Source organism: Streptococcus suis (assembly GCF_046032115.1).
In the GTDB taxonomy this organism is placed as follows: Bacteria; Bacillota; Bacilli; order Lactobacillales; family Streptococcaceae; genus Streptococcus; species Streptococcus suis_AJ.
This window is the reverse complement of the sequence record NZ_JARQOZ010000032.1, coordinates 1-20183: the sequence shown is the minus strand read 5'-3', so window position 1 is coordinate 20183 and position 20183 is coordinate 1. Positions and strand designations below refer to the sequence as shown.

The following is a 20183-nucleotide window of genomic DNA, read 5'->3' as shown; positions in this document are numbered from 1 at the left end:
TGCGAACCAAGTTCGCTTCAACAGCCGCAGGCATAACTCAATGCTTTCATGTTTCTAGGTGACCAGCTGATGTACTTCGCTTTTTTGTTTTCAGGCTCAGGTACGAATAGTCCACCAGACTATTCGTATCCCCCAGACTGTTTCAATCAGGCAAGGTGAGTTCAAATAATGATGAAATTATTTGAAGTTGGAGATAAGGAAACGAAGTTTCATCATTCGTCGACGTAATAAAAGATAAACTAAATGACGATAAAAAGGGGCATAGCCCCTTTGTCAACGTTAAAAGCCACCAAATGGTGACTTTCTATTCTTTCTCGTCGATCACTAAACGAACTTTTTTATCACTTGTTGGAACAGAGTAAACAATCGTTCTGATTGCAGAAATTGTGCGTCCTTTTTTCCCAATGATACGGCCAATATCAGATTTATCCAAATCCAAATGATATTCTAAAAATTCCGGTGTATCAACAATTTTAATTGTCAAGCTATCAGGCTGTGAAATCAAAGGTTTCACAATCGCAATAATGAGATTTTCAATCATGTCCATAAGTGTTCTCGCTTACTGTTCTTATTTAGAGAATTTTTGCTCGTGGAATTTCTTCATCACGCCAGCGTTTGAAAGAAGGCTACGAACTGTATCAGAAGGTTGTGCACCTTTTGCCAACCACTCAAGTACACGCTCTTCTTTAAGAGTTACTGAGTTTTCAGCCAAAAGTGGGTTGTAAGTACCAACTGTTTCGATGAAACGACCATCGCGTGGTGCGCGTGAGTCTGCAACGTTAATACGGTAGAAAGGTTTCTTTTTAGAACCCATACGAGTCAAACGGATTTTAACTGCCATTTTTAAATGTTCTCTTTTCTTTATATTTTTATTCGGTGAAATAGCAGAGCTATTTAGCACATGTTCTATTATAACACACTTTGACCAACTGTCAAGAAAAAAACTTGACAGGTTTTAAAAAATTTTATTGCTCGAGCATATCTGCTAGTTCTCTCAGTTGACTTGCGAGATTTATACGGTCAAACAGTAAATTATAGACTCCATCTTCACTCAATACTCCGCAAGGAATACCATTGAAATCCCCCTTATTAGATAAATCAAGATCTTCCATATAGATCTGGCTCTGGTAACAATCTAATAACTGTAAATAAGTCGATTGTTCCTGATTGAGTTGAGTCACACTATCGGAAAGGGACTTGTTCAGCTCTAGATGCCTATTAAATAGTTTTTCCATTTCCTCTACACGTTTTCTTGCTTCCATAATATTTTTCATTAGTGTGTACTACCACCACCCTTTTTTATATCCTCTTTATCCCTATATTCAACGATTGCTCCTATGGCAACTTCAACTCCTCTTACAATATCGTTCAAAGACATGGAAGCCAGTCCTGGCTTGTCGACAACCTGCTCTGGCAAGAAGGGAATATGGAGAAAACCGACCTTAGTCTTTGGAAATTGTTTCTCCGCCAAGTAAAGAGCTTGATACATGAGATGGTTGCAGACAAAGGTCCCAGCAGTATTAGAAACAGAAGCTGGAAGCCCAATATTATGAATAGCTTCAACCATTGCTTTGATGGGTAAGGTGGAGAAATAAGCAGGCTGACCATCTTCTCGAATCGTTCTATCAATCGGCTGTTGCCCTTCATTGTCTGGAATGCGTGCATCATCTTGGTTAATGGCTATACGCTCAGGAGTTAAATCAACTCGCCCACCAGCCTGACCAATACATAGTACCGCATCAGGTAAATGTTCTGCCATTTTCTCCTCTAAAACATCCGCAGCCTTGTCAAAAACAGTCGGAATCTCTACAAGAATAATCTCTGCACCAGCAATGGTCTTAGGTAGAGATTTGATTGTTTCCAAGGCTGGGTTAATAGGCTCGCCACCAAAGGGATCAAAGCCTGTTACGATGATTTTCATACTTCCTCCTCCAAAATAATTTCTCCGTAGTGAAATTTTTGATTAGGTCTGACATGACGTTTAAAGCCAAATTCTTCAAAGACCTGATCTCGAAAATGAGCCTTTATAATCAATTTCTTCCTAGCTACTCGTTTAGCCTCAGATACAATTTCCTCCGTTAAACGACTTCTATCAGCCAAACCAGACAAGCCAGAAAGATTTTGTGATTCCTTGATTTCTTCTGAAAACATGGGATCAAAGTAAATGACATCAACAGACTTATCTATTTGCTCTTTCAAATAAGTCAGACTATCTGTCCAAATTGTCTGGATAGATTTCATGGCTCGATTGACCTCTTGCAGCCCACTATCAAAATCCTGTAAACCCCGACTCACAATAAAGTGCACTAGCTTAGAACTTTCCAAGGCTGTCACCCGATGACCAGCACTCGCTAACACTATGCTATCAGATCCCAAGCCCATAGTACAGTCTATTATTGATTGTTTTTCTTTTCCAAGTAATTCTAAAATCGGATCTCTTCCAGACTTAATCCGCAACATGGCAGTATCTGGGTGGAAAAATAAAACCTGCCCGCCCCTCTGCTCTAGTATCAATTTATCCTTATAAAGAACCAAGACAGCCTCGTAGGTACCCAACATTTTTCCAACCGACTGCTTCTTTCTTTCCTTGTATTCAATTCCCAGTTCACTGGCAATTCGTCTAGCCCTATAGACCAGCCCCTCATCCATCCCAAGACTAGTTGTTACAATCATTTTCATACTCTTCAGTATATCAAAAAATCAGGACGAACTCAAAGCTCATCCTGATAGTAACTTCTATATAGCCTGTGTCATGAAGCTACGGCTCTCCAGCACTTTTACCATGGCTTCTGCAGTATCGAGGGCCGTAAAGAGCGGAATTCCTCCTTCAATAGCAGAGCTTCGAATCACTTGCCCGTCGCCGTCGGCCACACGTTTTTTACCAACCGTATTGATAATCGCCTGAACCTTTCCAGCTCGAACCAGACTAGGAATGTCTTGACAGGACTCATCGCCCAATTTTCCAACAGTTGTTACGGAAAGACCATTTTCTGTTAGATAGACAGCTGTTCCAGCCGTAGCCAGTAGACCATAACCAAGTTCATGGAAGCGTTGGGCAAGACCAAGTGCTTCTTCCTTGTCTTCATCCGCAATTGTAAATACAACATTACCAAACTCGGTTAGGTGCTGATAACTTGCTTCAAAAGCCTTATAAAGTGCTTTTTCAAGAGTTGTATCAGACCCCATAATCTCACCAGTAGACTTCATCTCTGGGCCTAACAAACTGTCAACTTTAGCCAATTTTGTAAATGAAAATACTGGTGCTTTAACGTGTACTTGCTTGCTTTCAGGATAAAGACCGTCTTGGTAACCCAGTTCCGCAAGGCTTTGTCCCAAAATCAATTTGGTTGCAACCTGGGCCATTGGAATGTCTGTGACTTTGGACAAGAATGGAACCGTACGACTAGCACGAGGATTGACCTCAATCACATATACCGTTTCATCCTTGATAACAAACTGGATATTCATCATACCGATACAGTTGAGACCGATTGCCAAGCGTCTAGTGTAGTCTGCAATGGTCGCCTGCACCTCTTTAGACAGGGTTTGTGGCGGATAAACAGCCATCGAGTCACCTGAGTGAACCCCTGCGCGCTCGATATGCTCCATAATACCTGGAATCAAGACATCCTTACCGTCTGAAATGGCATCCACTTCACACTCACGACCGACGATGTACGAATCGACCAAAACTGGGTGCTCTGGCGAAGCCTTGACCGCCGTTCTCATATAAGAACGTAGGTCCTCTTCATTTTCGACAATTTCCATAGCACGACCGCCCAAAACATAAGAGGGGCGAACAAGTACCGGGAAACCAATTTTGCGGGCCGCTTCTAGTGCTTCCTCTTCATTGGTTGCGGTTTGACCTGGTGGCTGTGGAATCCCTAGGTCTTTCAGGGCTTTTTCAAATAAATCCCTGTCTTCAGCTCTATCCAAATCCGCTACTTGCGTACCCAAGATTGGAATACCTGCTTTGGCCAATGGCTCTGCCAAATTGATGGCCGTCTGGCCACCGAACTGAACGATAACCCCTTTTGGTTTCTCAAGGTCAATCACATTCAAGACATCTTCCAAGGTCAATGGCTCGAAGTAAAGCTTGTCCGAAACCGAAAAGTCTGTTGACACTGTTTCAGGGTTTGAGTTCATAATGATAGCTTCGTAACCAGCCGCTTGAATGGCCTTGACAGAATGCACCGTCGCATAGTCAAACTCCACACCCTGTCCAATACGAATCGGTCCAGAACCCAGAACCAAAACAGATTCTTTTTCCGAACGGATGGACTCATTTTCCCATTCATAAGTTGAATAGAAATATGGCGTTGAACTTTCAAACTCGGCCGCACAAGTATCTACCATCTTGTAAACAGGGACAATCTTGTGTTCAGTACGGAGTTGACGAATGTAGGATTCTGTTCTGCCCCACAATTCCGCAATCTTGCGATCTGCAAAGCCGTATTTCTTGGCTTTTTTCAATAAGTCGATATTATCGTGATTGATTGCCAATTCCTGCTCGATTTCTAAGATATGAAGCAGCTTATCGAGGAAGAAGATATCAATCTTAGTCAACTGAGCCAGTTCTTCTACTGTATAGCCACGTCGAAGCGCTTCTGAAAGATAGAATAGACGATCATCCTGTGCCTTGACAATCTTTTCAACCAATTGGTCATCTGTTGCTTGGCTGAGTTCAGGCATTTCATTGTGGTAGACGCCGATTTCCAAAGAACGGCAGGCCTTGAGCAAACTTTCTTCGATATTACGACCAATGGCCATGACCTCACCAGTTGCCTTCATCTGCGTTCCAAGACGTCGCTCCCCTTTTTCAAACTTATCAAATGGGAAACGTGGAATTTTTGCCACAACGTAGTCAAGAGCAGGCTCAAACATAGCATAGGTTGTTCCTGTAACAGGGTTCACCATTTCATCCAAGCTCAATCCGACCGCAATTTTTGCTGCCAATTTGGCAATCGGATAACCTGTCGCTTTAGATGCCAAGGCAGACGAACGAGACACACGTGGGTTTACTTCAATGACATAGTATTTGAAACTATGTGGATCCAGTGCCAACTGCACATTACAACCACCCTCGATTTTGAGAGCACGAATAATGCTGAGACTGGCATCACGCAACATCTGGTTTTCAATATCCGAAAGCGTCTGCGTTGGGGCAAATACGATAGAATCTCCAGTATGAATCCCTACAGGATCAAAGTTTTCCATGTTACATACGACCAAGGCATTGTCAGCCGCATCGCGCATCACTTCGTATTCAATTTCCTTGAATCCAGCAATGGAACGCTCAATCAAACACTGGGTCACCGGTGATAATTTCAGACCATTTTCTGCAATTTCACGCAGTTCTTCTTCATTGGCACACATACCACCGCCAGTACCACCCAACGTGAAGGCTGGTCGAACAATGACAGGGTAGCCAATTTCACGAGCAAATTCCAAAGCTTCTTCAACTGTTGTCACAATCGTTGACTCAGGAATAGGCTGATTGAGGTCTTCCATGAGTTGTTTGAAGAGGTCACGGTCTTCTGCCTGATCAATTGCAGACAGTTTGGTTCCCAACAGCTCAACTCCAAGCTCATCTAAAATACCAGCCTTAGACAATTCCATGGCCATGTTGAGACCAGTCTGACCACCAAGAGTTGGCAAGAGAGCATCTGGACGCTCCTTCCGTAAAATCCGTGTGACAAATTCAAGCGTAATCGGCTCAATATAGACCTTGTCTGCAATCTCTTTATCTGTCATGATAGTTGCAGGGTTTGAATTGACCAAGACAACACTATAGCCTTCTTCCTTCAAAGCCAAACAAGCCTGAGTCCCAGCATAATCAAACTCCGCAGCCTGACCGATAATAATCGGACCAGACCCAATCACCATAATTTTCTTAATATCCGTACGTTTTGGCATAATGTATGATACAAAGCCCGTTAAGAGGACAAAGCGAAAATAGGAAACGCGACGCTGATGCTTCAAGCATCAAGACGACGTTTATCTTTTTCGCACAGTCCTTAGGGCGTGTTCGAATAGGGAACTCGAACCTGTATCTTCTCCTTTCTATTTTCTATCTCTCCGGATAGAATTAAATAATAGACCGACGCAGTAAGGTTTAACTCGATATCAGTTAAACCTTACTGCCCTTTTTTAAACGAATCCATCAAATCCATAAATTCATCAAAAAGGTAGCTGGCATCGTGTGGACCGGGTGCTGCATCCGGGTGGAATTGAACAGAGAAACCTGGATGATACTTGTGGCGTACCCCTTCTACTGATTTGTCATTGATTTCCTCGTGGGTAATCATCAAACAATCTGGCAAATCCTCACGAGCTACAGCATAACCATGGTTCTGACTGGTAAAGTCCACTCGACCTGTCGCAATTTCACGCACCGCGTGGTTGAAACCACGGTGACCAAACTTCATTTTATAAGTCGTTGCCCCATTTGCTTTAGCAAAAAGTTGGTGCCCCATACAGATACCAAAAATTGGAATCTTGCCAAGAATACCACGAATCATATCCAAGGCTTCAGGAACATCATCTGGGTTTCCAGGACCATTTGACAACATAACACCGTCTGGATTGAGGGCAAGAATTTCTTCTGCAGTAGTGTCATAAGGGACAACTGTCACATTGCAATCACGCTTGGCTAACTCTCTAAGAATAGAATGTTTCAAGCCAAAATCAACCAGAACAACGCTACGTCCAACTCCAGGCGCAGGATAAGCTGTTTTTGTTGATACTTGCTGGATATTGTTGGTTGGCAAAACAGTCGCTCTCAACTGGTCTGTCAAATGCTCCACAGAATCACCGACATTTGCAAGAGTCGCCTTCATGGTACCGTGCTGACGAATAATTTTAGTTAAGGCGCGTGTGTCAATTCCAGAAATTGCTGGAATTTTCTTAGCCTTTAGAAATTCATCCAAGGTCATCTGGTTACGCCAGTTACTTGCTCGACGAGCCCACTCACTGACAACCACTCCCTTACAAGTCGGCTTGATTGACTCGTAATCATCACGGTTAATCCCGTAATTTCCTACCAAGGGATAGGTAAAGGTTAAAATCTGACCATTATAAGACTGATCCGTGATAGATTCCTGATAACCTGTCATCCCAGTTGAGAAAACCAACTCACCAGTCACATCAATATCAGCACCGAAGGCCTCCCCTTCAAAAATAGTGCCATCTTCCAAAATTAAACGTCTTTTTGACATAATCTATGATACAAAGCCCGTTAAAAGGACAAAGTGAAAATAGGAAATTCGACGCCGACGCTACAAGCGTCAAGACGATATTTATCTTTTTCACACAGTCCTTAGGGCGTGTTCGAATATAAAAATCAAATCTTACTCGAACCTGTATCTTCTCCTTTCTATTTTCTATCTCTCCGGATAGAATTAAATAATAGTCCGACGTTTGTACGGTTAATTCGAAAATAATTGACTGTACAAACTAGTGTCAGAGTTAGCAAAGGTCCCATATGACTTTGCGTAGGATGACAAATGCTTTAGCATATCATCCGACTTGCTCTGACCGACGCAGTAAGGTTTAGCTTGATATTAGATAAACCTTACTGCTAGTGCAAGGGGATAGCCTGACCTCCATAGAGGCAGGCGTAGGGAAATGAGTTGCTTGCAACCATTGACCTGTCCCATGCCTTTCTATTCGTCTCCTCTCTGAGCGACATTAAATAAGATAAGTCTAAAAAATTTCTAACTGCTCAGTTCTAAGATACCTGAACAGTTTACTTTTAAGCCTTGCCATTGACAATTGCTTCCAAAATTGCCATCCGAACAAAGACACCATTTTGCATTTGACGGACAATACGTGATTTTGGCGCCTCTACCAATTGGTCATCAATTTCTACATCACGATTGACAGGAGCTGGGTGCATGACAATAGCCCTATCTTTCAAGCGTTTGTAGCGGTCCTCTGTTAAACCATGCAAACGGTTATAAGTTTCTTTAGAGAAACCACCATCACCATCATGTCGTTCGTGTTGCACACGGAGCAACATCAGTACATCTACCGTTTCCACAATATCATCAATATTCAAATGCTGACCATAGACATCAAATTCCTCTGCGTACCATTCCTCCGGTCCAGCAAAGAAAATCTCAGCTCCCAGACGTTTCAAAATTTGCATATTGGACTTAGCAACCCGTGAGTGTGTAATATCACCTGCAATGGCAATCTTCAAGCCTTCAAAAGTTCCAAATTCTTCATAAATAGTCATCAAATCAAGTAGGGATTGGCTTGGGTGTTGACCTGAACCATCACCACCATTAACAATTGAAGTCTGAATGGTAGGACTATCAATCAATTGCTTGTAATAATCCACTTCTGAGTGACGAATCACGCAAATGTCTACACCAAGTGCCGACATGGTCAAAATGGTATCATACAAGGTTTCACCCTTATTGACTGAGCTGGTACGAGCATCAAAGTCAATCATTCCCATATCCAAACGAAGCTCTGCCATTTCAAAAGACTTATGCGTCCGAGTTGAATCCTCAAAGAAAAGGTTAGAAGCATAGTACTTCCGATCCAACTCTACCTTTTCACCGCGTTTAAAAGCAATACCACGTTGAATGAGTCCCAATACTTCTTCATTTGAGAGGGTCTCCATTGTAACCAAGTGTTTGAGTGAAACTTTACCATTTGTAATTGTCATGATGATACCTACCTTTATGATCTAGCTGTAGAATGATAATTTGTAAACGAAGCGACTATGCCCCTTCAACCAGAAGGACAGCGTCTTGACCATCGATTTCAGCCATGTGCACAATGATTTCTTCAGAACGGCTAGTTGGAATATTCTTCCCAACATAATCTGCTCGAATAGGCAACTCCCTGTGTCCACGATCCACAAGTACCGCTAAACTAACACGAGCTGGACGGCCCAAGGACACTATGTTGTCAATAGCAGCACGAATAGTTCGTCCTGTATAAAGCACATCATCTACTAATATAACATCACGATCGTTGACATTGGCAGTCATATTTGTCGTATCATCTTCTACCTTCATGTCATCTCGAAACGGCTTGGTATCCAACTCTCCCAACGGAACGTCGATACCCTCTAATTGCTTAAGCCTCTCCTGAATCCTCTTTGCAATGAAAACACCCCGTGTTTTAATCCCTGCAAGGACAATATTATCCAAATTCTTATTCCGTTCGATAATTTCATAAGTGATACGGGTGATCGCCCGTTTCATAGTCATATCGTCAACGATTTCTTTTGTCTTCATAAGACCTCCAAAAGTATAGAAAAAGTCTCCTTATACAAGGAGACTATGAAAATATAGGCTAGTTAGAACCAACCTGCTTAACATCCGACTCCTTGTCTGCCTCTCTGGACAGGTTTTAAAGGATTTATTAAGCAGAGTATAGCATAAAATCTCGGCCTTGACAATTTTTTTCTGAAAAAATATAGAAATTATCGGATTTTACTGAGAATTTTTTCCAAAAGACAATGAAGTCTTAAGTTTTATGGATTTAAGTCCCGCCAACATAAACCCACAAATCAGATAAGCAACAAAAATTGTACCTGCATAAGTCAAAACATAGGTCCAACCATACTTAGGGACATTGAGAAAGAAATAAGCAAAAGGACTGTCCTTAGCATCTGGGATTGGAATTTTTATGAAAAGACCATTCACTAGACCAAAAACCATGTAGAGAACAGGCAAAAGCGTCCACCAAATCGGGTCAAACCACTTGTACTGTCGTTGTCGGTCCACAAGCAAGGTATCTAGCAGGAAATAAAGGGGAACAATGTAATGACAAAGCAGATTTTCCACGCGCCAGAAATCTTCTGCCAAAGGGGCCAACATAAAGTGATAGACTACACAAGTAATCATGATGGACATGGTTACTGCTGCCTTGAGCCGTAAAAACTTTGCCGATTGTAAGTCAACCCCCTTCTGCATGGCATAGACCATATAGACAGCAAACAGAGATACCAATAAATTAGATTGTACCGTATAATACATGAGCATCCCGATACCGTATTTAATGATTTCTAAGGCGGTACCTGTGATGGCTAAAATAGCTAACAGGCATCTACTGTAAAACAAAATACTTTGATGTTTCATAATATCCTTTCAAAAACAGGAAAAGACTGGTTAACCAGCCCTCTCTCTTAGATTTTCTTAACAAATTCAGATTTCAGCTTCATGGCACCAAAACCATCAATTTTACAATCAATATTATGATCGCCTTCAACGATACGGATGCCTTTAACGCGTGTACCTTGTTTAAGGTCCTTAGGCGCACCTTTCACTTTCAAGTCTTTGATAAGCGTCACAGTATCGCCGTCCGCCAAACGATTACCGTTAGCATCAATTGCAACAGGTCCACTTTCTTCCTCAGCTACATCTGCTGGGTTCCATTCGTATGCACACTCAGGGCAAACCAAGAGGGCACCGTCTTCATAGACATATTCAGAATTACATTTTGGACAATTTGGTAAAGTTTCCATTCTTACTCTCCTTAACATTTTTCATGTTCTAGTATAGCATTTGTTGAAAAAATGGGCAAGATGATAAGGTTTTCATACTATTATTCAGCCTTGCGCAGTTTTTCAAGTGCCTCCTGAAAAATAGCTGGCGCTTCTGCTGTAAATTCAACAACCTCACCAGTTCTCGGATGGGTAAATCCAAGCGTTCTGGCATGAAGAAATTGGCCATGCCCTTTTAGTGTTTTCCTTGGGCCGTAAGCTTCATCACCCGCAACCGGATGACCAATATAAGCCATGTGGACACGAATTTGGTGAGTTCGTCCTGTTTCCAATGTCAATTCCACCAAAGTGTAGTCACCAAAACGCTCCAAAACCTGAAAACGTGTCACCGCTTCTTTCCCTTTGGCAGTCACCGCTTGTTTCTTGCGGTCTTTTTCAGAACGACCAATCGGCGCCTCAATTACTCCGCGATCGTTTGGTAGATTGCCGTGTACAATGGCCCAATACTTACGAAGGGATTTCTTATCTTTCAATTCAGCAGCAAGCTTTGTATGTGCTTCATCGTTTTTAGCAACCATGAGCAGGCCAGAAGTATCCTTATCAATCCGATGAACAATTCCTGGTCGCAAGACACCATTGATGCCTGACAAATCTTTTACGTGATAAAGGAGAGCATTAACTAGCGTTCCAGACGTGTGACCAGCCGACGGATGAACGACCATCCCTTGAGGTTTATTTACAACAGCAACATCCTCGTCCTGAAAGACAATCTCTAAAGGAATATCCTCAGCAACATAGTCGATTTCTTCTACTTCTGGAATTTGATAGGTTAGGACATCCCCAACCTGTACACTATATTTAGCTTTTTTAGGCTGTCCATTGACCAAAACTTGACCAGCCTTAATCTGCTCATTTGCAACCGAACGAGACAAATCCGTCAAATCCGACAATGCCTTATCCAAACGAATGCCACCAACCTCAACTCTTACTTCCATTACTCTCTTCTTTCATAATACAAATAAATAAAATACCTACACCAACTGTCAGACAAACATCTGCTACATTAAATACAGGGAAACTAATAAAATCCAAGTGAAACATGTCCACCACATATCCCAGTCTAAGACGATCAATAAAATTCCCAAGAGCACCAGCAATCATCAAAGACAGACTGAATAAAGTCCAGATATTGCCCTTGATCTGTTTGATATAGTACCACACTAGGCCTGTCACGGCAACAATTGTCATTATCGTGAAAAACCACTGCTGATTTTGTAAAATCGACCAGGCTGCACCATAATTTCTTAGATAAGCTAAGCTCATCAATCCTGGTATAAATTCCGTTACCGTATCTAATTCAATATTGGCAACTGTCCAAGCTTTTACAAGCTGATCCAGGCCAATTAATACTACCATCAAAAATGGAAATCCAATTTTACGCATTTTCATCCTTCTTCTTATCAAAATATGCCTGCATGGTTTCAATAAAGTCTTTGGCACAAGAACTAAGTTCATCATTGGCTCGTTTAACGTAGACCATGCGATTGTCTACCTTTCCTTTGAGAGGAATTACTGTAATGCCATTGACACTCTCATCATCAAGATAGCCCGAACCAGTTGCATAGGCATCCGTACGCTCCAAAATTCCATTCAAAGTAGCACGGTCTGTCACATCAAACACAACCGAGGAATCCGACGTATCAATCAAGTTCTCGGAATAATAGAGATAAGCCTCTTTTTCTTGAGTGAACCGTACGGTAGGTAGACCTACCAAATCTGCTGGCTCAATCTCAGCTTTCTTTGTCAAAGGATGATCTTCACGAAGGTAGATATGCGTCTGAAATGCAGACAAATCTACAGCTCGCAAGTGAAGTTTATCCAATTTCTGCATGATTCCTTTTGTATTTCTCTCGTTCAAATAAATAATACCAAGCTCGCTATAACCTTGAGCAACCTCATCTAAAATCTGTACCGTAGTCGATTCAAAAATGCGAAAATGAGGGTACTGCGGGTGGCTACGAGAGAACTCCGTAATCAATGGGGGAAGAAAATCATAATGCTGACTTGAAATTGAAAAAGTCTTCTCACCTTCTTCAGGTTGCAAATAGAGATGCTCAAACTGATCAAATCCCTTAACTAAAGCCTGGGCTTTCTCATAGAATTCCATCCCTTTTTGTGTCAAAAAAGTTCCTGAACTAGTTCGGCTAAAAATTTGAAAACCTAACTCTTTTTCCAAATCACGAATGGAAATAGACAAACTAGGCTGGGAAACGTACATTTTCTCTGCTGCCTCACGAAAAGTCCCGCTATTGGCAATGGCTACAACGTAGCGTAATTGTTGAATATTCATACCTGATACCTCTTAAAACTGCTTTTTCCATTATATCAAAAAACGCAAGAATTTGCTGAACTCTTGCGTTTTCGCAAATAGACTATTCTTCTCTTATATAACTTCCAGGTTCCTAATTTCTCTTCTTCAACTGCAATTTGAAAGGATTTGGAATTTCTGTTCGCCAAATCATCGATGGCTAATTTTACTAAGTTGGAACCTATCCCACTTCCTCTGGACATTTCATCTACTCCTGAACGTAGAACTTATAGGAAGCGCAACAGTGCAGAAGGCAAAATATTTTTATCCTATAGAGATGATATTGCCGTCTCGAATCACTTCTATCGTACACTTTTAAAAATATCAAAATCAAATTACAAAAAAAAGACTCTCCGAAAACAACTCGGAAAGCCTATTGTTTGCTATCTCTAGCTCAACTCTCTCTTTTATTTCAAGGAGAGTTGTTAAAAAGGTTCCCCGAACCTTTGCCTTTCATTTAATTCAAAAAGGCAAGAAAAAATGGTCCACTGGACCATTTTTTTACTTAGCGATTGGGTAAACAGATACTTGTTTCTTATCGCGACCTTTACGTTCGAAGCGTACAACGCCTTCTACTTTAGCGTAAAGAGTGTCATCTCCACCACGACCTACGTTAGCTCCTGGGTAGATTTTTGTACCACGTTGGCGGTAAAGGATTGAACCACCTGATACAGTTTGGCCGTCAGCAGCTTTCGCACCAAGGCGTTTCGCTTGTGAGTCACGACCGTTTGACGTTGAACCTCCACCTTTTTTGTGGGCCATAAATTGCAAGTTAGCAAGATTCAAGTTTAACATATGTTATTCCTCCGAATTTCTGTAATGATTGCTTCAAGCTACGCGATTAAGCGTTGATAGCGTTGATAACAACTTTTGTGTAAGGTTGACGGTGACCTTGTTTGCGGTGGCTACCTTTTTTAGGTTTGTACTTGAAGGTAACAACTTTTTTCTGTTTACCTTGTTTTTCAACAGTACCAACAACAGTAGCGCCTGCTACAAGTGGAGTACCCACAACAGTTTTCTCACCACCAACAAGAACTACTTCTTCGAAAGTAACTTCTTGGCCTGCTTCAACGTTCAATTTTTCAACGTAGATAGCTTGACCGACTTCAACTTTAACTTGTTTGCCGCCAGTTTTAATGATTGCGTATGTGCTCATTATGCACCTCCTATGGATTTTAGGGCCTTGCCCGAATTTGATGTGAAGACTCGCCTAGTACCGTGGGACGAACCACTTTATCTTGCTCAATAAAAATTAAGTTCAGACTAGGCGACGCAGACGCAGGTAGAACTTAGGCTCACCAAGCTAAGTCAACGACGTTTGAGCTTAATTTTTGCAGAGCAACGGCATTCGTGCGGTTGCACAGGATGTGTGCATAGTCAACAGTCCTATTATAACAAAAACACCTGCAAATGCAAGTGTTTTGTATCACTTTTCTTACATTTCGAAAACTTCGCTCTCCTGCTTGTTTGGTAAGAATAGAGAGAGGACGATTCCGACAAGAGCTGGTAATAACCATGCTAATGATTGCCCTGCCAATGGCAGAGCTGAGATGATTTTTGAAACAGCAGTCCAGTTGAATTGACCTGCTAACACCTCTACCAATGACAAAGCTGTCACTACTCCCACAGTTAACTGCATACCGTAGGTCGAAAGCGGTACAAATTTGTTCACAATGGTAATCAAGACAATACAGATGGTTATCGGATAGAGAACCAAAAGAACTGGGACTGAGAAAGTAATGATATTATTCAAACCGAGGTTGGCAATCCCAAAGCCAATCAAAGTAAAGATAGTCGCATATACCTTGTAGCTGAAACGTGGGAAACGCTCAGCGAAAAATTCACCTGAAGAAACAATCAAGCCAGCCGTCGTCGTGAAACAAGTCACGATTACCATTGCGGCCAAGAAAATCTGTGCACCTGGTCCAAAAATAGCCTGTGTTGCTTGTGAAAGAATGTAAACACCCTTATTGGTATCAGAAGCCAAAACATCAGCAGGCACTGGGAAATGATTTCCTAGGAAAGCCAAACCGACATATAGTGCTGAGAAAGCTAAGGCTACAACAAAACCAACAGACCAAATAGTTGAGACATACTCCTTCTTGTTGGAGAAACCAAGCTGTTTTAAGGTATTCACCGCTACAACACTATAGGCAATTGAGGCAAGGGCATCAAGGGTATTGTATCCTTCAATAAATCCTGTACCAAAAGCCTGTCCCGCTGAATAAGCCTCCGAAGCTGGTAGCGGACTAGTTGAATCATACTTGGCAATACCAAACACAACCAAAATCACAATCAAAATGGCAAAAACAGGGGTTAAAATACGTCCGATACTGTTTAAGATTTGCGACGGATTGAGGGCAATCAGATAAGCTGCCACAAAGTAAAGAGCTGTAAAGCCAAACAACCAGAGTCCCTGATTCACATCGCCCAACAATGGTGCAATACCAATTTCAAAGGACGTTGTTGCTGTACGCGGAATGGCAAAGAAAGGACCAATCGCCAAATACAAGGCAACAAGATAGACCGTTGCAAAGGCTGGAGAAATCTTACGAGAAATCTCATGTACATAACCTTTTGGATTTAAGGTACCGACAATCAGTGCAATGACGGCAATACCGACACCCGATACGACAAATCCTAAAATAGCTGGCCAGAAATTCTCACCAGACAAAACACCGAGTGCAGGTGGAAAAATCAAGTTTCCTGCCCCAAAAAACATACCGAACAGGAGTAGACCTGTTAGGGCTCCTTTTTTCATAATAGCTCCTTTATATTTTTCTGAAGTCTTATTATATCATACAAATTCGATTTTTCCGAACGATTAGATAAAAATATCCAGTAAAAACTGGATTTATAACTATAAGTTTTGATGATAGGACTATAATAAGTCTTCAATCAAACTATCTACTTCGTCCTGTACTTCCTCTTTCGGTGTAATTTCAGTTACGATAATCCCAGCCACAGCACGTTCTACCAAGCCTTCTACATCCATACGGGCTTCGTATTGCTCGACATTTTTGATTTTAGGGTTTGTTTTTGGACGGTCAGGGGCAAAGATGGTACAGCAATCCTCAAATGGCTGGATGGAAATATCAAAGGTATCAATTTCTTGAGCAATATCAATGATTTCTAACTTGTCCATGGTAACGACTGGACGGATAACAGGTGTATTTGTCACCGCATTGATAGCCTGCATGGATTCCAAGGTCTGACTTGCAACCTGTCCTAGACTTTCACCATTGATAATAACCATAGCACCACGCTCTTCCCGTACTCGGTCTGTAATCCGCATCATGAAGCGGCGTGTCAAGGTCATCAAATAAGCTTCAGGTGCTTTTTCCTTGATTTCCTCCTGAATTTCTGTAAACGGCACTTCGATAAAGGTGATATTACCACCAAAGGCAGTCAATTTACGAGTCAAATCATGGGCTTTTTTAAGGGCACCTGGGCTAGTATAAGGCGGACTTGCAAAGTGTAATGCTTCGATTTCAACCCCACGTTTGAGAGCCAAGTAGCCCGCAACTGGCGAATCAATACCACCTGATAGCATGAGCGTTCCCTTTCCAGATGTACCAACTGGAAGACCACCTGCCCCCTTGATTTCTTCATGGGAAATATAAGCAGCGTCAGGACGAATTTCCACCCGCAGAGTAATATCTGGCGACTTCATCTGAACCTGCACATTTGGAATGGCTGAGAAAACCGCATCTCCAAGGACTTGGTTGAGGTCACGACTATCCAATTCAAAACTGTGGTCGCTTCGACGTGCCGCAATCTTGAAAGTCATCCCTTCCTTGTAAATGGACTGCATAATCTCCACAACCGCCTCTTTCAAAGCTGGAACAGACTTCTCAACCTTATATGACGGTGCAAAATTTTGGATTCCAAAAATCTTCTTCAATGAAGCTGAAACTTCCTGATAATCCGCCCCATTCAAATAGACATGACCACGGTCACGGTCAAAATAAACGGTCACTTCTGGGTAAACAGAAAGGACATGTTTGATATTATTGCGGAGTTTGTTGACAAACCGCATCTTGTTTTTCCCTTTGGTTGACAATTCGCCATAGCGAATCATAATTTCTGAATAGTTCATTCTACCTTACTTTCTGTGTGTTGTGATAAATTTGTTTGAAAATCGTGAGGAATTGTTCGATTTGCCCCATATCGTTGTCATCATTCAAGCTGATACGGACGGCAGTTTGAGCCAACTTCTGCGGTACACCCATAGCAATCAGTGTTCCAGCTGGTTTTCCAGCCTTGGAAGAGCAGGCTGAGGTGGTCGAAATGTAAATCTGGTGGTCTTCAAAGGCGTGGACAATGACCTCGCCTCGGATGTTCTTAATCCCAAAGGTCACAATACTTGGCACAAAGTGCTCTAGACCAGAAAAGACTGTCACATCTGCATATTTGCCCAATTCATCCACCAAGATTTGCTTCATGGCTGCCAGTCGCTTCTGGCTATCTGCTGCCTTATCCAAAGTCAAGCGGAGTGCTTTAGCCGTCGCGGCAATACCAGCCACATTTTCCGTAGTTGAGCGTTTGTCGCTTTCCTGTCCTCCTCCTGTCAATAGCGGAGCAATTTTCTTGCCTGCTTTGACATAGACGAAACCTACTCCTCTGACAGAGTGGAATTTGTGACCTGAAAAACTAGCAAAATCAACTCGTTCTGTCAAATACCGTTCCGTTGGCACCTTACCGATAGCCTGCACAGCATCCACATGGAAGGATATGGTAGGCTTATCAGCTAACAGTTGAGAAATTTCCTGAATGGGCTGAATGGCACCAATTTCATTGTTGACGGCCATGATAGAAACCAGTGTGGTATCTGGACGAATCAAGCTTTCTAAGGCTGAAACATCCACAAAACCTTTGGCATTGACCGGAGCCAAATCCACCTCAAAACCTTGCGTTTTGAGCCAAAGCGCTGACTCTTTTACCGCTGGATGCTCAATAGCTGACACGATGATGTGCTTGCCCAGATGAGCCTTTTCAAATGACACTCCCTTGATGACCCAGTTGTCACCTTCCGTACCACCTGATGTGAAAAAGATTTCCTTGCTGTCCTTGCCAAGCAATTCTGCTATTTGCTTGCGAGATGCTTCCAAAATACGTGTTGCCTGACTGCCTAGGTTGTGGAGACTGGATGGGTTACCCCAGATTTTTGTCGCCACTTCCGTATAGGTCTTGAGAACTTCTGGATAGACCTGAGTCGTGGCTGCATTGTCAAAATAAATCATTTTTTCATTCCTTTGCTTGCAATAGTCCTATTTTATCACGTTTCACATCTTGTTTCCACTCTTTAAGATAGTTTTAAACTTCCTATCTTAAACTAAAGGTGGAGGTACATCATGAATACACGTAAGAATACAAATAAAAAACCGGCTGGTTTAACTAATTTTCAAAAATATTTAACATTTATCGGATCTATTTTAGGGATAATTACTGCCTGCATTACAATCTATACTTTTACTGCTAAAACGACCGCATTCTCAACATCTCCAAGTACTACCATTTCATCATCCAGTGCCACCAGCCCCAGCCAATCATCAACCGGCAATCCGTTAACAGAAGAACAAGATTCAACAAGTTCAAGCTCCGAAACAACATCCTCAACCCAAACCGAGACCAGCTCTTCAGTAGAGTCTACTGCCTCTTCCTCGTCTACAGAAATGTCTGCTACCCAAGCTTCGGAGACAATGACAGAAATCAGCACTAATACAGAGGTAACTAGTGGGGCATCCGAAACGACTTCTAATCAATAGCACATAAATATTTGTTTTGCTTTCTTGGATTTGATATACTAATTTCAGGAGGTGCAAGATGAAGCACTTTATTCTCAGGATACCTATTTTAGTTTGGTTATTACTGTTTTCATTCATTGAAATCTTCCTGTTGGCATCATTGTTACCAGCACCGTTTAACACTCATTCACTTCTTCCAATCGTTATCTTAGCCAGCTGTGCAGTAAGGGTATCTAATGAAGTCAATGAGAGAGATGGACAATACACGCCATTCAAACATCTATGGTGGGCGGTACTTGCTTGGATTATCTTGGGTTTCCTTTTCGGATTGACTGTCCAAGCCCCCCTATCCAAACATCTTGTCTTCATCATCAAAGCAATTTTAGGTGGAATAGGCTATCGCATTATTGAACGTTATGCAGTTTATCGCTATCATTATTTACAGACTAAAAGAAAGGCTAACCCTTTCTTTTTTTGCTTCCTATAATCTATTTCTCAATTCATTAATATCCGCTTGACTAGTTGACCAGCTGGTCGCAAAGCGGACAACACTGTGGCTGTCGTCATACTTTTCCCAGAAACCATAGGCAATGCCAGCTTCAGTCAGTCTAGTCAATTCTTCATTCTTAACAATAACGAATTGCTGATTGGTTGGTGATTTGAGATAGAATGGAAAACCTTTTTCTTCCAAAATCTGGGTGAGCTGCTCTGCCATAGCGATAGCATGACGCCCCAATTCGAGATACAAGTCATCAGTAAATAAGCAATCAAACTGGACACCCGCCACTCTTCCTTTCGCCAACAAAGCACCATGGTGTTTGACGATCGATACGAAATTCTTAGGCTGGTTGTTCTTGGTGAATACCAAAGCTTCCCCCATCAAGGCACCTAGTTTTGTCCCACCAATGTAGAAAACATCTGTCAGCTCTGCAATTATCTTCAAATCAAGATCCGTTTCACGAGCAGCAAGACCATAACCCAAACGAGCTCCATCTAAAAAAAGCGGGATATTATGGGTGCGGCAAACTTGGGATAATTCTTCCAACTCTGACTTGCTATAAAGTGTACCATACTCTGTTGGATGGGAAATATAGACCATACCAGGATGAACCATATGGGCATGATTAGCATCTGCGTAAAAGTCTTTAATGTAGCTATCCACGTCATTTGCTGAAATTTTTCCATCTTTATGCGACAAAGTCATTACTTTATGTCCCGTGAATTCGATCGCTCCTGCTTCGTGGGTAGAAATGTGACCAGTATCTGCTACAATGACACCCTCATAAGATGCCAATATAGAAGAGATGGCAATTTGATTGGTCTGTGTACCACCTGTCAAAAAAGTGATTTGTTCATGAGGGCAGGCAGTTGCCACTTTAATTTTTTCTATAGCAGACTCTGTATAGGAATCCGTGCCATAGCCGGATAATCCCTCTTGATTGCTTGCAACTAAGGCTTCTAGCAAGGCAGGGTGGGCACCTTTATTATAATCATTTTCAAAATGTAACATGATTTTCTCCTAAATGAATCGAGTAGGGACTAATTTCTAGTCCCTCTCACACCACCGTGCGTGCCGTTCGGCACACGGCGGTTCAACTAACTT

Annotated in this window: 23 protein-coding genes; 2 read left to right on the top strand and 21 right to left on the bottom strand. The window is 42.0% G+C overall.

Going from position 1 to position 20183, the window contains the following annotated elements; genetic code table 11:
* Positions 1–304 precede the first annotated feature (304 nt).
* The 20 genes from P7J36_RS09135 to P7J36_RS09040 form a co-directional block, all read right to left on the bottom strand.
* Positions 305–547: a KH domain-containing protein gene (locus tag P7J36_RS09135; protein WP_002940680.1), complete on the bottom strand. Its 243-nt coding sequence runs from the start codon at positions 545–547 to the stop codon at positions 305–307.
* A gap of 21 nt (positions 548–568) precedes the next feature.
* A complete protein-coding gene (gene rpsP / locus P7J36_RS09130; protein ID WP_029180157.1) occupies positions 569–841 on the bottom strand; it encodes a 30S ribosomal protein S16 in 273 nt (90 codons plus the stop codon).
* A 124-nt stretch (positions 842–965) separates the two neighbouring features.
* Positions 966–1274 carry a DUF4298 domain-containing protein gene (locus P7J36_RS09125; protein ID WP_408551930.1) on the bottom strand — a complete coding sequence of 103 codons (309 nt, stop codon included), beginning with the start codon at positions 1272–1274 and terminating at the stop codon, positions 966–968.
* Positions 1274–1921 (bottom strand): pyroglutamyl-peptidase I, encoded by a 648-nt coding sequence (pcp, locus tag P7J36_RS09120; protein WP_408551929.1) that lies wholly within the window; start codon positions 1919–1921, stop codon positions 1274–1276. The genes P7J36_RS09125 and pcp overlap by 1 nt, the downstream gene beginning before the upstream one ends.
* Positions 1918–2673 carry a class I SAM-dependent methyltransferase gene (locus tag P7J36_RS09115; RefSeq protein WP_172089046.1) on the bottom strand — a complete coding sequence of 252 codons (756 nt, stop codon included), beginning with the start codon at positions 2671–2673 and terminating at the stop codon, positions 1918–1920. The genes pcp and P7J36_RS09115 overlap by 4 nt, the downstream gene beginning before the upstream one ends.
* A gap of 63 nt (positions 2674–2736) precedes the next feature.
* Positions 2737–5916 (bottom strand): carbamoyl-phosphate synthase large subunit, encoded by a 3180-nt coding sequence (gene carB / locus P7J36_RS09110; RefSeq protein WP_408551928.1) that lies wholly within the window; start codon positions 5914–5916, stop codon positions 2737–2739.
* 221 nt (positions 5917–6137) lie between these two features.
* Positions 6138–7217, bottom strand: coding sequence for a carbamoyl phosphate synthase small subunit (locus P7J36_RS09105; protein WP_105211798.1), 1080 nt, complete (start codon positions 7215–7217; stop codon positions 6138–6140).
* Positions 7218–7753: 536 nt separating this feature from the next.
* The gene (locus P7J36_RS09100) at positions 7754–8677 is read right to left on the bottom strand and encodes an aspartate carbamoyltransferase catalytic subunit (protein ID WP_029186380.1); all 924 of its coding nucleotides are present in this window, start codon (positions 8675–8677) and stop codon (positions 7754–7756) included.
* A gap of 55 nt (positions 8678–8732) precedes the next feature.
* On the bottom strand, positions 8733–9254 hold the full coding sequence (pyrR, locus tag P7J36_RS09095; protein WP_011922318.1) for a bifunctional pyr operon transcriptional regulator/uracil phosphoribosyltransferase PyrR: 522 nt from the start codon (positions 9252–9254) through the stop codon (positions 8733–8735).
* A gap of 198 nt (positions 9255–9452) precedes the next feature.
* Positions 9453–10100: a Pr6Pr family membrane protein gene (locus tag P7J36_RS09090; RefSeq protein WP_408551927.1), complete on the bottom strand. Its 648-nt coding sequence runs from the start codon at positions 10098–10100 to the stop codon at positions 9453–9455.
* 47 nt (positions 10101–10147) lie between these two features.
* The gene (locus P7J36_RS09085) at positions 10148–10486 is read right to left on the bottom strand and encodes a zinc ribbon domain-containing protein YjdM (protein WP_012775074.1); all 339 of its coding nucleotides are present in this window, start codon (positions 10484–10486) and stop codon (positions 10148–10150) included.
* Positions 10487–10566: 80 nt separating this feature from the next.
* On the bottom strand, positions 10567–11460 hold the full coding sequence (locus P7J36_RS09080; RefSeq protein WP_257384564.1) for an RluA family pseudouridine synthase: 894 nt from the start codon (positions 11458–11460) through the stop codon (positions 10567–10569).
* On the bottom strand, positions 11444–11908 hold the full coding sequence (gene lspA, locus P7J36_RS09075) for a signal peptidase II (RefSeq protein WP_044667785.1): 465 nt from the start codon (positions 11906–11908) through the stop codon (positions 11444–11446). Before lspA ends, P7J36_RS09080 begins: the two co-directional genes overlap by 17 nt.
* The gene (locus P7J36_RS09070) at positions 11901–12815 is read right to left on the bottom strand and encodes a LysR family transcriptional regulator (protein WP_408551926.1); all 915 of its coding nucleotides are present in this window, start codon (positions 12813–12815) and stop codon (positions 11901–11903) included. Before P7J36_RS09070 ends, lspA begins: the two co-directional genes overlap by 8 nt.
* A gap of 35 nt (positions 12816–12850) precedes the next feature.
* Positions 12851–13036, bottom strand: coding sequence for a GNAT family N-acetyltransferase (locus P7J36_RS09065; RefSeq protein WP_398581810.1), 186 nt, complete (start codon positions 13034–13036; stop codon positions 12851–12853).
* A gap of 298 nt (positions 13037–13334) precedes the next feature.
* On the bottom strand, positions 13335–13628 hold the full coding sequence (gene rpmA / locus P7J36_RS09060; RefSeq protein ID WP_009909754.1) for a 50S ribosomal protein L27: 294 nt from the start codon (positions 13626–13628) through the stop codon (positions 13335–13337).
* Between the two features lie 46 nt (positions 13629–13674).
* Positions 13675–13989, bottom strand: a complete 315-nt coding sequence (gene rplU / locus P7J36_RS09055) for a 50S ribosomal protein L21 (RefSeq protein ID WP_002941330.1) — start codon at positions 13987–13989, stop codon at positions 13675–13677.
* 279 nt (positions 13990–14268) lie between these two features.
* Entirely contained in the window at positions 14269–15597 is a 1329-nt protein-coding gene (brnQ, locus tag P7J36_RS09050; protein ID WP_408551935.1) for a branched-chain amino acid transport system II carrier protein, read from the bottom strand.
* Between the two features lie 117 nt (positions 15598–15714).
* Positions 15715–16932, bottom strand: coding sequence for a tRNA uracil 4-sulfurtransferase ThiI (gene thiI, locus P7J36_RS09045; RefSeq protein WP_408551925.1), 1218 nt, complete (start codon positions 16930–16932; stop codon positions 15715–15717).
* Between the two features lies 1 nt (position 16933).
* Positions 16934–18076: a cysteine desulfurase family protein gene (locus tag P7J36_RS09040; RefSeq protein WP_408551924.1), complete on the bottom strand. Its 1143-nt coding sequence runs from the start codon at positions 18074–18076 to the stop codon at positions 16934–16936.
* Between the two features lie 111 nt (positions 18077–18187).
* Here P7J36_RS09040 and P7J36_RS09035 point away from each other — a divergent pair, with 111 nt between their 5' ends.
* Complete coding sequence (locus P7J36_RS09035) at positions 18188–18601, top strand: DUF6556 family protein (RefSeq protein WP_398581807.1); 414 nt, start codon at positions 18188–18190, stop codon at positions 18599–18601.
* 58 nt (positions 18602–18659) lie between these two features.
* A complete protein-coding gene (locus P7J36_RS09030; protein WP_408551923.1) occupies positions 18660–19067 on the top strand; it encodes a hypothetical protein in 408 nt (135 codons plus the stop codon).
* Here P7J36_RS09030 and P7J36_RS09025 read toward each other — a convergent pair.
* Entirely contained in the window at positions 19062–20090 is a 1029-nt protein-coding gene (locus P7J36_RS09025) for a threonine aldolase family protein (RefSeq protein ID WP_408551922.1), read from the bottom strand. The genes P7J36_RS09030 and P7J36_RS09025 overlap by 6 nt on opposite strands.
* Positions 20091–20183: the final 93 nt, after the last annotated feature.